The 11,414-nt window shown below is 64.5% G+C and carries 12 protein-coding genes; 5 read left to right on the top strand and 7 right to left on the bottom strand.

The features are described from left to right. On the bottom strand, positions 1 to 200 hold a 200-nt coding region (locus NFX52_RS27285; RefSeq protein WP_252635907.1), incomplete at its 3' end, for a transposase. Between the two features lie 55 nt (positions 201 to 255). Here NFX52_RS27285 and NFX52_RS27280 point away from each other — a divergent pair. Next, positions 256 to 1,422, top strand: a complete 1,167-nt coding sequence (locus NFX52_RS27280; RefSeq protein ID WP_055394271.1) for a PA0069 family radical SAM protein — start codon at positions 256 to 258, stop codon at positions 1,420 to 1,422. Positions 1,423 to 1,574: 152 nt separating this feature from the next. On the opposite strand, the gene NFX52_RS27275 is transcribed toward NFX52_RS27280, so the two are convergent. Beyond that, positions 1,575 to 2,633, bottom strand: coding sequence for a sodium-dependent bicarbonate transport family permease (locus NFX52_RS27275; RefSeq protein WP_207402134.1), 1,059 nt, complete (start codon positions 2,631 to 2,633; stop codon positions 1,575 to 1,577). An 86-nt stretch (positions 2,634 to 2,719) separates the two neighbouring features. On the opposite strand from NFX52_RS27275, the gene NFX52_RS27270 reads away from it, so the two are divergent. Continuing rightward, complete coding sequence (locus NFX52_RS27270) at positions 2,720 to 3,619, top strand: LysR family transcriptional regulator (protein WP_252635906.1); 900 nt, start codon at positions 2,720 to 2,722, stop codon at positions 3,617 to 3,619. Between the two features lie 49 nt (positions 3,620 to 3,668). Here NFX52_RS27270 and NFX52_RS27265 read toward each other — a convergent pair whose 3' ends face one another. Further along, positions 3,669 to 4,634, bottom strand: coding sequence for a LysR family transcriptional regulator (locus NFX52_RS27265; protein WP_055394277.1), 966 nt, complete (start codon positions 4,632 to 4,634; stop codon positions 3,669 to 3,671). Positions 4,635 to 4,914: 280 nt separating this feature from the next. Here NFX52_RS27265 and NFX52_RS27260 point away from each other — a divergent pair, with 280 nt between their 5' ends. Continuing rightward, the gene (locus NFX52_RS27260) at positions 4,915 to 5,139 is read left to right on the top strand and encodes a nuclear transport factor 2 family protein (RefSeq protein WP_353848502.1); all 225 of its coding nucleotides are present in this window, start codon (positions 4,915 to 4,917) and stop codon (positions 5,137 to 5,139) included. A 104-nt stretch (positions 5,140 to 5,243) separates the two neighbouring features. Next, entirely contained in the window at positions 5,244 to 6,026 is a 783-nt protein-coding gene (locus NFX52_RS27255; RefSeq protein WP_055394279.1) for an SDR family oxidoreductase, read from the top strand. Positions 6,027 to 6,284: 258 nt separating this feature from the next. Here the strand turns inward: NFX52_RS27255 and NFX52_RS27250 are convergent, their stop codons facing one another. The 3 genes from NFX52_RS27250 to NFX52_RS27240 form a co-directional block, all read right to left on the bottom strand. Then, positions 6,285 to 6,836 (bottom strand): hypothetical protein, encoded by a 552-nt coding sequence (locus NFX52_RS27250; protein ID WP_055394281.1) that lies wholly within the window; start codon positions 6,834 to 6,836, stop codon positions 6,285 to 6,287. A 382-nt stretch (positions 6,837 to 7,218) separates the two neighbouring features. Further along, positions 7,219 to 7,605: a GNAT family N-acetyltransferase gene (locus NFX52_RS27245; protein ID WP_238385479.1), complete on the bottom strand. Its 387-nt coding sequence runs from the start codon at positions 7,603 to 7,605 to the stop codon at positions 7,219 to 7,221. A 56-nt stretch (positions 7,606 to 7,661) separates the two neighbouring features. After that, on the bottom strand, positions 7,662 to 8,531 hold the full coding sequence (locus NFX52_RS27240; protein WP_055394284.1) for a LysR family transcriptional regulator: 870 nt from the start codon (positions 8,529 to 8,531) through the stop codon (positions 7,662 to 7,664). 185 nt (positions 8,532 to 8,716) lie between these two features. Between NFX52_RS27240 and NFX52_RS27235 the strand changes: the two genes are divergently transcribed. After that, entirely contained in the window at positions 8,717 to 9,706 is a 990-nt protein-coding gene (locus NFX52_RS27235) for an NAD(P)H-quinone oxidoreductase (protein ID WP_202907117.1), read from the top strand. 59 nt (positions 9,707 to 9,765) lie between these two features. On the opposite strand, the gene NFX52_RS27230 is transcribed toward NFX52_RS27235, so the two are convergent. Further along, a partial coding sequence (locus NFX52_RS27230) for a phosphoethanolamine transferase (protein ID WP_252635905.1) occupies positions 9,766 to 11,414 on the bottom strand: 1,649 nt, incomplete at its 5' end.

Raw genomic sequence — 11,414 nt, 5'->3', positions numbered from 1 at the left:
GAGCGGCACATCAGGCGGGTGCGGCTGGCGCGGTACACATCACCAGCGTTGCCGCAACGCGGGCAGACGAAGCCTTGGGGCCAGCGAAGCTTCTCCAGGAACGCCTGGCAGGCCTCTTCGGTGGCAAACCAGCCAAGAAATTCGTTCCAGGTGCGGGGGTAGTCCTGTCCAGGAGTTGGCGTTAGCATCTGGGTTTCCATCCAGCTATTCTCACGTCACTGGAGCTAAATAGATACCCCTTATATTTATACAGTTATGTCTCGCACCTTCACGGACAAGTCCGACATCCCCGCGCCGCCTGAAGAGGTCCGCATCCCGCTGCAGGCCATCCGTGGCCGGGGCGCGGCCACGGCCATGGCACACCGGTTTGCGCGGGATGTGCGCGAGGCGGCCGACGACGGCTGGGGCCAACTGCCGGGGGGTAACGATGCGGACGACGGTACACCCGCCGCCCCCGCCGCCACCCGCGTGCATCTCGAAACCGCGCGCAGCGCCATCTGCGCCAACGACTCGCCAGACATCTTTTTTGAACTCTCGGTGAACCCCTACCGGGGCTGCGAACACGGATGCATTTACTGCTACGCGCGGCCTACCCACAGCTACCTTAACTTCTCACCGGGGCTCGACTTTGAAACGCAGATCGTGGCCAAACACAACATTGCCGAAGTGCTGCGTAGCGAGCTGTGCGCGTCGCGCTACGTGCCCCGTTTGATCAATATAGGCTCGGCCACCGACTGCTATCAACCTGTGGAGCGGGACTTGAAGCTCACCCGCAGCCTCATCGAAGTGATGCGCGACGCGCGCCACCCGTTTTCGCTCATCACCAAATCCAGCGGTGTGGAGCGTGACCTGGATTTGCTGGCTCCGCTCGCAGCGCAACGCCTGGCGGCGGTGTACGTCACCATCACCACGCTCGATGCCACACTGGCCCGCCGCATGGAACCCCGTGCCGCCGCGCCCCACCGGCGCCTGCGCACCATCCGCGCGCTGGCCGAGGCGGGTGTGCCCGTGGGCGTGAGCGTGGCGCCACAGATCCCCTTCATCACCGAAGACATGGAACAGGTGCTGGAGGCTGCGCGCGACGCGGGCGCGCGCAGCGCCTTCTACACCGTGCTGCGCCTGCCGTGGGAGCTGGATACGCTCTTCCGCGAATGGCTGCAGGTGCACTACCCCCAGCGCGCCGCGCGCGTGATGGCCCGTGTGCAAGACCTGCACCACCTGAGCGACGCCGAGCGCCGCGCGGGCAAAACCTACAACAGCGACTTCGCCACCCGCATGAAAGGCACCGGCCTGTGGGCCGACCTGGTGCGCCAGCGTTTTGCCACCACCTGCCGCAAGCTGGGCCTGAACCGCGAACGCGTGGAGCTGGACCTGGGCCAGTTCCGCCCCGGGATGCTGCAGGGGCAAAGCAGCCTGTTCTGACCAGCTGTGTGGCGCAGTGGGTTGAAAGTTTGAATAAAAATGGCCGTTTCCGCCCGTCCAGTATGCCTCAATAGCTATTTAAATGATAGCTATTGAGCCAGACTCTACAAGCGCACGCCAGGGGCCACGTGGGGGCTGTATGCATCGCCCCCTCACACGGCCCACAGGCTTTGCACCACCTGCGTGTACAGCGGAATGCCCAGCACGATGTTGAGCGGAAACGTCAGCCCCAGCGACAGGCTCACATACAGCGACGGGTCGGCCTCGGGGATGGCATAGCGCACCACCGCTGGCACGGCGATGTAGGACGCACTGGCCGCCAGCACCATCAGCAGCACCGCATCGCCTGCAGGCACCGCCACCAGCCAGGCCAGGCCCAGCGCCAGCGCGGCGTGGGTGATGGGGCCCAGCACCGCATAGGCCAGCAGCCAGGGCGACTGCTGGCGCACCGCAGGCAGGTTGCGTGCGGTCGATAGGCCCATGTCCAGAAGGAACAGGCACAACATGCCCTTGAACAGATCACCCGAAAACGGCTGCATGGCCGCCTTGCCCGCATCGCCCGTCAGCAGGCCAATCAGCATCGCGCCCAGCAGCAGCAACTGCGTGCCATCGGTGAACGACTCGTGCAGGATCTTGCCCACCGACAGGTGGGGGCCGCCCTTCCCACTGACGTTGCCCGGGCCATGACCGCCCAGCGTGGCTGCGCCCCCGCCTGTCACCGCCACCACGGGCGCGGCGGCGGTGGCCATGGCTACCGCCTGCTGCTTTTGCCGCAGCGCATTGGCCAGCAGCACTGCGAGGATGATGGCGGGCGACTCCATCAGCGCCATCGCCGCCGCCATGTGGCCGCCGTAGGAGATGTGTTGCGACTCCAGGTACTGCGTGGCCGTCACAAACGTCACCGCGCTTACCGATCCATAGGTGGCTGCCACCGCCGCCGCATTGAAGCCCGACAGCACCCGCCGCAAGAGCGCGTAGCCCACCAGCGGCACCACGATGGCCAGCAGCACCGCCAGCCCCAGGCTGGTGGCCACGTTGGACGTAAAGCCCGACGCCGCCAGCGCAAACCCGCCCTTGAGGCCCAGTGCCATCAGCAGGTAGATCGACAAGAACTTCGAGATCGCCGCAGGCATCTCCAGGTTGGACCGCACCAGGCCCGCAAACACACCCAGGGCAAAAAACAGGATCGCAGGGTCCAGCAAGCTTTGCATCATTCAACTCCTTGGGCGGCAATGTTATGCAGTGCAGGGTGCAAAGTAAAATCGATTCGAATGCGGCTATTTATAGATAAAACTCTATGAACATCACCTTTCGCCAGCTGCGCCTTTTTCTTGCGCTGGCCGAAACCGGCAGCGTCAGCGCCGCCGCCCGGGTCATGCACGTCACCCAGCCCACCGCGTCCATGCAGCTGCGCGAGGTGACCCAGGCTGTGGGCCTGCCGCTGTACGAAGTCATCTCGCGCCGCGTGCACCTCACCGAAGCGGGGCATGCCCTGGCCCGCACCGCGCGCCCCATTGCGGGCGAGTGGGATGCGTTTGAGCAGCGGGTGTCTGGCGCCAAGGGCCTCACCAGCGGACGCCTCAAGGTCGCCGTGGTCAGCACCGCCAAATACTTTGTGCCGCGTCTGCTGGGCAGCTTCTGCAAGCTGCACCCGCAGATCGACATCTCGCTGGAGGTGCTCAACCGCGACCATGTCATCAACCGGCTGCGCAGCAACCTGGACGACCTCTACGTCATGTCCATGCCGCCGGCCGATTTACCGCTGGAAGACCACATCCTCATGCCCAACCCGCTCGTCGTCATCGCCGCCGCAGGCCACCCACTCGCCGCAAAAATGCGCGTCAAGCTCACGCAATTGCAGGCCGAGCGCTTCATCCTGCGCGAAAAAGGCTCCGGTACCCGTATGGCCACCGACGCGCACCTGCGCCAGCTGGGCTTTGTTCCCAGCGCCGTACTGGAGCTGGGCAGCAACGAGGCCATCAAGGAATCGGTGGAAGGCCAGCTGGGCGTCTCCATCGTTTCCCGCCACAGCCTCGGCCCCCACCACGAGGGCCTGGCCGTGCTCAACGTGCAGGGCTTCCCCATCCAGTCGCAATGGCACCTGGTCTGGCCCAAGGGCAAGCAGCTGTCACCGATTGCGGAGGTGTTCCGGGGGCATCTGATGGGCGAGGTGAAGGGGTGGATGGAAGGACGGTGAGGGCGACGCTTCTGGCTTGAATGGCTGATATCGGCTACCCAAGACCCCATCACCGACGTGGAGTCCTCTGCACAGCCGCATTCACTGACGGGCTTTGCAAGCCAGGCTTGGGTTCTGGCAGATCACGGTCCAGCAGGCAGTCGATGAAAGCCGTCAATGCCGGTGATGGATGGCGCCGATTGGAGTAGTACAGGAACAGGCCGGGCTTTGCCACCGACCAGTCGGCAAGCACCGGCACCAGCCGCCCCTGGTCGATGTGGTTGTCCACCCGCTCACGGTCAAATGCATAGGCAATGCCCAGGCCCTGCACGGCCGCAGCCACGCCCATGTCCGAGTGGTTGGTCACCAGCGGTCCTTCTGCCGCAATCTCCACCCGTTTTCCTTTTTTCTCGAACTCCCAGCGGTAGGTCCGGCCATCCATCTGAAGCCGCCAGTTGATGCACGCGTGGCCGTGCAGGTCGGCGGGCGCCTTGGGCGTGCCGCGCTGCGCCAGGTAGTCGGGCGAGGCCACGGCAATCATCTTCACGTCCGGTGTCAGGCGCACGGCGATCATGTCTTTTTCCAGCAGCCCGCCCACGCGGATGCCCGCATCAAAGCGGCCCGCAACGATGTTGCTCAGCCCGTCGTCCACCACGATGTCCAGCACCACATCCGGGTGGGCCTGGTGAAACCGCCCAAGCCGTGGCGCGATGACCTGTGTGGCGGCCATGCCCAGTGTGTTGATGCGCAGCGTGCCCCCCATCTGGCCGGCCGCCGCACTGGCTTCGGCCACTGCGTCGGCCATGTCCCGAAATAGCGGGGCCATGCGCGCATACAGCTGCGCCCCGGTGGCCGTGGGCGCCACGCTGCGCGTGGTGCGGTTCAGCAATCGCGCGCCCAAGCGGGCTTCCAGCTGGCGAATCGTCTGGCTCAGCCCCGACGGCGACAGCCCCAGGTGATCCGCCGCGCGCGCAAAGCTTGCGCGCTCGACCACGGCGGCAAAGGCCTTCAGTTCCGCAAAATCCGATCCGCGCATTCTGTATTGTTTTCTACATAGCCTATTCAAATTCTAGGCCATTCACTAATTGGTGCTGCAGGCGCATCCTGACGACTCCACCAACCCAACGACCAGGGATGACCTGCATAACCCTCGCGAGGCGGTGGTAGTGCGGATCGGGATGGGGCACAAGGCGTCTTTTTGCAGCCAATAGCCACGCTATTGGCAAGAAAAGCAACGCAGTGGACCGCCCGAGACCGCGCTATCACAGACCGCAGGGAGTTGAGCAGGTCATCCCTAAACCAAGGAGATCGTCACCATGACCCCTTTGCGCCTCCCTGACCCCATTGCCGCCTACTTTGCGGCCGACCAACAACAGGACGCTGAGGCCATTGCCCGGTGCTTCACGGCACAGGCCGTCGTCAAGGACGAGGGCCGCACCCATTCGGGCATCGACGCCATCAAGGCCTGGAAGGCCGCGGCATCGACAAAGTACACGTACACCACCGAACCCTTTGCGCTGCAGCAGAGCGACGGCCACTAGGTCGTCACCAGCCGCGTTGAGGGCAACTTCCCTGGTAGCCCGGTCGATCTGCGCTACCGCTTTCGCCTTGAGCGTGGCCTGATTGCGTTGCTGGAGATCACGGTATGAGTTTCGACCTTCAACTGCGCGGCCAACGCGCACTCGTCACGGGCGGCACCAAAGGCGTGGGCGCTGCAGTGGTGCAGGCTTTGGTGGACGCCGGTGTGCAGGTGATGGCTACCGCGCGTTCGGCCCCTGCGCACCCGATTGGCGGCGTGCTGTATGTGCCTGCCGACGTCTCCACCGCAGAGGGCGCTGCAGAGGTTGCGCAGGCGGTGCTCACGCACTGGGGCGGCGTGGACATTCTGGTTAACGTGGTGGGCGGTTCCAGCGCGCCAGGCGGGGGTTTTGCGGCGCTGGACGATGCGCAGTGGTTCAACGAACTGAACCAGAACCTGATGCCCGCCGTGCGCCTGGACCGCGCTCTGTTGCCCGCCATGCTGGCCCAGGGCGCTGGCGTCATCGTCCACGTCAGCTCCATCCAGCGCGTGCTGCCGCTGCCCGAGTCCACCACCGCCTACGCCGCTGCCAAGGCGGCCCTGTCCACCTACAGCAAGGCCTTGTCGAAAGAGGTCACGCCACAAGGCGTTCGCGTTCTGAGCGTCTCGCCCGGCTGGGTCGAAACCGAAGCCGCCGTCGCCCTGGCCGAGCGCGTGGCCACCCAGACGGGCACGGACTACGAAGGCGGCAAGCAGATCATCATGCAGTCGCTGGGCGGCATCCCGATGGGCCGCCCCGCCAGACCGCAAGAGGTGGCAGACCTGATCACTTTTTTGGTGTCACCGCGTGCGGGAGCGATATCGGGCTCGGAGCATGTGATTGATGGGGGAACGGTGCCGACGGTCTAGGCGGGCACGGTCGGCAAGGCGCAGCGACCAAAGCACCGCAGTCAAAAAATAAGTCAAATTGGTGGTCTCTAGCGCTCGTCTGTAAAGCGCTGGAAGCTACTGAATGAATAGCATATTCAGGCGGTGCTAGAGGTGTGGTCGGTGGGCGGTTCTCGGCCTGGAGCAGCCGGTGGCGGCAAGTAAGAGCGGACACTCAACGCACCATGTAAGCGCGACTGGTCCTCTTGGTGGATGCGTTAGGCGGCCGCTGGAAGATACTCATTTGGCTGCAAAGTTGCCAATAAAAAACCCAGTAAAAGAGGCCTTCCCGGAAACGAAAACTTCCTGATCCGTCCTGAGCGGGGCGCCGACGTAGTGATCGGCGAGGCAGATAGTTGCTTGAACCGATAGGAGGCTGAGGGTGGCATGCTGGTCGCACCCCTTGCGAGCTCTGAACGGTTCCACCGAAATGACCTTAGCGACGAGAGGAGCTTGCGGTGTGCCGAAGGCCCAAGTGCCTGCCGCGAGCCAGCCACGAGGCGCAACGACTATGGCTCCTGCAGTGATGACAGTGATGAGAGGGTTGATGAACAGCCAGCGCACCCAACGAGTTGGATAGCGCCATTGCATATGGGCAGTGAAACGCGGTTGGGTGAGCAACAGACCGGCGCAGGCAGGGAGGAGGAAGAGAAAAGCCACCAACGCCGCTTGCGTGTACTGAGCACCGTAGAAAAAAACGAAGCGGCCCCCTTGAACAAGGTCAAGGAAGGCGCCTAGCGAGACAAAGGTGAATGCGGTGAGGACCGCCGCGCGAGTTAGCGGGCTGGTCATTGGCTTCGAGAGTGGCATTAGTCCCAGGTGAATACTGTTATAGAGCGCGGAGGCCTTGATCGCCCCCTAACGTAAATTGGACCGAGAAACCTGCGGTATAGGATCCCCAACAGCATCGCTCGAACTGTGAGCAAGCCGGATTGTGAATAGATGACTGTTTAGGGAAATGGTGCCCACCGTCTGCTCAGGGCCCTGAGCAGGCACTCGGAGCAAACGCTGCACGATCACGCGCTGTTCTTCAACACCAGCGCGTGCAGAAAAATCAAGCCAAATTGGGCTCCAGCGCTTATCCATAAAGCGCTACCAGCTATTCAATCAATAGCATCATCCGCCCAGCCTAGGATCGCGTTTGCGCGGCAGTTGCGTGCCTTCTGCAGGCGGCTTAAACCAGCACATCCCGGATAGAAGCGTCCTTGTCAAACTGTGCCTTGGCAAACGGGCACAGCGGGACCACCTTGGTGCCCGTAGCTCGCGCCCACTGCACCAGCGCGCCCAGCAACTCGCGCCCGACACCTTGCCCGCTGAGGGACGGGGCCACTTCGGTGTGGTCCACGATGATCATCGTGGCGTTGGTGCGGCTGTAGGTCATTTCGGCAAGGCGCTGGCCGCCGTTTTCTACGTAGAAGGCGCCTTTGGCGTCTTGTTCATGGTGGTGGATGGTGTGCGGCATGGCGTGGTGAAGAGGGCAGAGGGGGCTGGCGTTGGAGTATGGCGCAGCAGCGTGTGCCCGCTGCTGCTTGTTGGGGTGGTTGCTTGCTTGTTTGCTCATGCGCTGTGGGCCCGAAGGCAGGCAGCATTCATTCGGCCGCAAGGCGCCTTTTTCCGCTATTCGTCGCCAAATGCCTCCGACAGAAACTCTGCCGTGGCGCGGACGCGTGCGGTGCGCTGCAGGTCGGGGTGCATGACTTGCCAGACCTCGTAATCGGTGGCGCGGCGGCGTTGGGGCCAGATGCGGACCAGGCCTTCGCGCTCGCCCATCCACACCGGCATTTCACCCAGGCCAATGCCCGCTGCCACCGCCTTGCGCACCAGCAGGCTGGAGCGCACGGCCATGGCGATGCGGGCTTGGCGGGCGGGCACACCGGCCATGGTCAGAAACGGGCTGTGCTCCAGGTAGGGGCCATAGGCCACCAGGTGGTGGCCCCGCAGCTCGTCGTCGGGCACGGGTTCGCCAAAGTGCTCGATATAGCCCGCGCTGGCAAACAGGCCCACCGGCCATGACACCACGCGGCGCACGACCAGGTCGGGCGTCTCCGGGCGGACGTTGCGAAACGCTATGTCCACCTGCCTGCGGCTGAGGCTGAGCAACTGGGTGGAGACCTCCAGGTCCACGCGGATGTGGGGCCAGTGCCGCTGCAGGCGCTCGACGGCGGGCAGCAGCAGGTCGATGGCGATGGAGTCGGTACTGGTGACGCGCACGATGCCGCCGGGGTTTTCGTCCTGGCCTTCGATTTTGGTGCGCAGGTCGAGGGCTGCGCTTTCCATGCGGCGGGCGGCTGCCAGGGCCGTTTCGCCTGCCGGCGTGAGCAGGTATCCATCTTTGGCACGCAGGAACAACTTGGCGCCCAACTCGGCCTCCAGTGCATTCAGCCGCCGCCCCACGGTGGCCTGGTCGATGCCCAGGCTGCGCGCTGCGGCGCGCAAGGAGGGGGCTCTTGTCAGCGCTAGAAAGATGCGGGTGTCGTCCCAGTTCATGGTGGTGTTTATCGGGTGGGAGTGATGCAATTTTGCATCACTACAGAGCGAAATTGCTGCGTTTGAATGGTGTGTTGGCGCTGTAACCTTGCAGGCCTGAATGACATTTTTGAGGACTGCAATCCATGCCCACCGCTTTGAGTGAACAACATCCCGCCACTGTGCAGACCGCCGTACCACCCACCATGCAGGCCATCGTGTTCGACGACTTCGGTGGGCCTGAGGTGCTGGTGGCCCGGGAGGTCCCGACCCCCGAGGTGCGCCCGCACGACCTGTTGGTGCGCAACGCCTCCATCGGCGTGAACCGCGCTGATCTGTTGCACCGCAAAGGGGCTTACGGCCGCGCCTACTTTGGCGATGCGGACACCATGGGGCTGGAGATTGCGGGCGCCGTGGTTGCAGTGGGCCCGTTGGTGCGCGGCTTTGCCGTGGGCGACCGTGTGATGGGCATTGTGGGCGGCGGGGCCTACGCCGAGCTGTCGCGCATCGACCACCGCATGGCCATGCATGTGCCGGAGGGCCTGGGCCTGGTGGCTGCGGGTGCGGTGGCGGAGGTGTTTGTGACTGCACACGAGGCGCTGTTCCACCTGGCCAACCTGCAGGCGGGCGAGTCGGTGCTGATCCACGCAGCCGCAGGCGGCGTGGGCTCGGCGGCGGTGCAACTGGCGAAAGCGGCGGGCGCACGGGTGTTTTGCACAGCAAGCGGTGACAAGCGCGATGCAGTGCTGGGCTTTGGCGCGGATGTGTTCATTGATTACCGCAGCGAGGACTTTGCGGCCGTGGTGGCGCAGGCAACGGACAGCAAAGGTGTGGACGTGGTGGTCGACTTCATTGGTGCGCCCTACCTGGAGCGCAACGTGCGGTCGTTGGCCGTGGGCGGGCGCATGGTGGCCGTGGGCTTGCTGGGTGGCGCGCAAGGCGCCACGTTGCCGATGGACGCCGTGCTGTACCGCCATCTGCGGATCTTTGGCACGGTGATGAAGTCGCGCCCGCCCGAGGTCAAGCAGGCCATGGTGCAGCGCTTTGCCGAGCGGTGGCTGCCTGCGCTGGCGGCCGGTGCGATCCGGCCGGTGATTGACAGCACCTACCCGTTGGCAGATGCCGCGCTGGCCCACAGTCGCATGGAATCTGGCGTCAACGTCGGCAAGATTCTGCTGCTGCCAGGGGCTGCGTGAGGCGCGCAGAAGTTCATTGCTGCGGTTGGGGCATGCGCCCGGGCAGGCCCGACTCCGCGTCAGCCCGCCGCTCTGGCCGCCCCCGCCGCCTGTCGGCAACCTGCAAACATGTCCAGCCCCGCGCTGTACGCCCCGGTCTTCACATCCATCAACCCCAGCACCGAGTGAAAGTAGTTGTCGTGGGTGATGCGCCGCTCGGCCAGCTCGTGCTGCAGGCAGCCGGTGGCGACCTGGGTGCGCGCCTGCATGGCGGGCGAGAGCCAAGTGATCCACGGCACATGCTTTTGCACGTCGGGCGCAATGGAGTAGGGCAGGCCGTGCAGGTAAAGGTTGTTCTCGCCCAGTGATTCGCCATGGTCTGCTACATAAATCATAGCTGTTTGCGATTTGCTATCCTGCGCTGTGAGCCATTTGAGCACTGAATCGAGGAAAAAGTCCGTCTCCACGACGCTGTTGTCATACGCGTTGACGACCTGCTGGCGCTCACACTCCTGCAGGGAGGTGGATGTGCATTCGGGGCCAAACTTCTTGTTGTTGGGCACCGAGCGTTTGTAGTACGCGGGGCCGTGGCTGCCCATCTGGTGCAGCACGACCACGGTGCCGCGCTGGCGCTGTTCGGCGGGCAGGGCGGCGATGCGGGTGTCCAGGTCTTGCAGCATCACACGGTCCAGGCATTCGCCGCCGGGGCACAGGGCGGGGTCTGGCGTCGGGCTTTTTGGCGCGCTGGTGAGGGTCTCGCCAATGCGGTCGCACACGCCTTTGCAGCCAGACTGGTTGTCTACCCACAGCACGGCCAGGCCTGCGTGGTGCAGCACGTCGATGAGGCTTTCAAAGTTGGCAGCGCGCGCTTCGTAGCCCGTGCGGCCCAGGTGCGAGAACATGCAGGGCACCGATGCTGCGGTGCTGGTGCCGCACGACCAGGCGTTGCGGGCGCTGACGAGGTCCGTGCGGGCCGCGAGCAGCGGTGTGGTGTTGCGCTCATAGCCGTTGATGCCGAAGTTGCCGCTGCGGCCGGTTTCGCCCAGCACCAGCACCAGCAGCGGGGGCTTGGCCTGGCCCGCATAGCTGGCGCCCAGCTGTGCATCGCGCCCCAGGGGCAGCAGCTTGCTGGTGTCCATGCGCAGGGGCTTGGTGGCAATGTTGCCCAGCGCGTACACGCTGTTGAGCGGGTTGATCAGGTAGCGCAGCTTGGTGTGGTTGCGCATGGTCGATGCAAAGTCCTGGAACACCAGCAGCAGGCACACCACGATGACGGCGATGGAGCCTGCCAGCAGCAGGCCGTTGTGCGCCACATGGCGCAGCGCGGTCAGGCGCTGCACGGGGCGGCGGTACAGCCACAACAGGGGCGGCACGGCCAGGATGAGCACGGTGCCCAGCATGCGCAGGTTGAGCAGGTCGCCTGCTTCCTTCACGTCGGTCTGCATCACGTTGACCAGCATGCTCGCGTCGATGGCGATGCCGTAGGCGAGCATGAAATACGCGCCAAACGCGGCCATCAGCACCAGCACCAGCACGGCGGGCTTGAGCGTCCAGCGCCAAGCCAGCAGGCTCAGCAGCGCAGCGTTGCCCGCCGCGACGATGAGTGCAAATGCCAGCGCAAACCCCCAGCCGCGCAGGCTGCCCTGGCCGGGCAACTGGGCCACCTCTTGCCACAGTGGCACGTTGCAGGCCGTGGCCAGCCAGGTGCTGACCAGCACCACCACCCAGG

This window comes from Acidovorax facilis (assembly GCF_023913775.1).
In the GTDB taxonomy this organism is placed as follows: domain Bacteria; phylum Pseudomonadota; class Gammaproteobacteria; order Burkholderiales; family Burkholderiaceae_C; genus Acidovorax; species Acidovorax facilis.
Note: the sequence above shows the minus strand (reverse complement) of the source record. Positions and strands in the feature narration are given on the sequence as shown.

Coding starts and splice junctions, on each gene's coding strand:
- NFX52_RS27240 (WP_055394284.1), bottom strand. CDS start 8,531: ATGAACTGGGACGACACCCGCATCTTTCTAGCGCTGACAAGAGCCCCC.
- NFX52_RS27275 (WP_207402134.1), bottom strand. CDS start 2,633: ATGCAAAGCTTGCTGGACCCTGCGATCCTGTTTTTTGCCCTGGGTGTG.
- NFX52_RS27265 (WP_055394277.1), bottom strand. CDS start 4,634: ATGCGCGGATCGGATTTTGCGGAACTGAAGGCCTTTGCCGCCGTGGTC.
- NFX52_RS27235 (WP_202907117.1), top strand. CDS start 8,717: ATGCAGGCCATCGTGTTCGACGACTTCGGTGGGCCTGAGGTGCTGGTG.
- NFX52_RS27280 (WP_055394271.1), top strand. CDS start 256: ATGTCTCGCACCTTCACGGACAAGTCCGACATCCCCGCGCCGCCTGAA.
- NFX52_RS27260 (WP_353848502.1), top strand. CDS start 4,915: ATGACCCCTTTGCGCCTCCCTGACCCCATTGCCGCCTACTTTGCGGCC.
- NFX52_RS27270 (WP_252635906.1), top strand. CDS start 2,720: ATGAACATCACCTTTCGCCAGCTGCGCCTTTTTCTTGCGCTGGCCGAA.
- NFX52_RS27250 (WP_055394281.1), bottom strand. CDS start 6,836: ATGACCAGCCCGCTAACTCGCGCGGCGGTCCTCACCGCATTCACCTTT.
- NFX52_RS27245 (WP_238385479.1), bottom strand. CDS start 7,605: ATGAGCAAACAAGCAAGCAACCACCCCAACAAGCAGCAGCGGGCACAC.
- NFX52_RS27255 (WP_055394279.1), top strand. CDS start 5,244: ATGAGTTTCGACCTTCAACTGCGCGGCCAACGCGCACTCGTCACGGGC.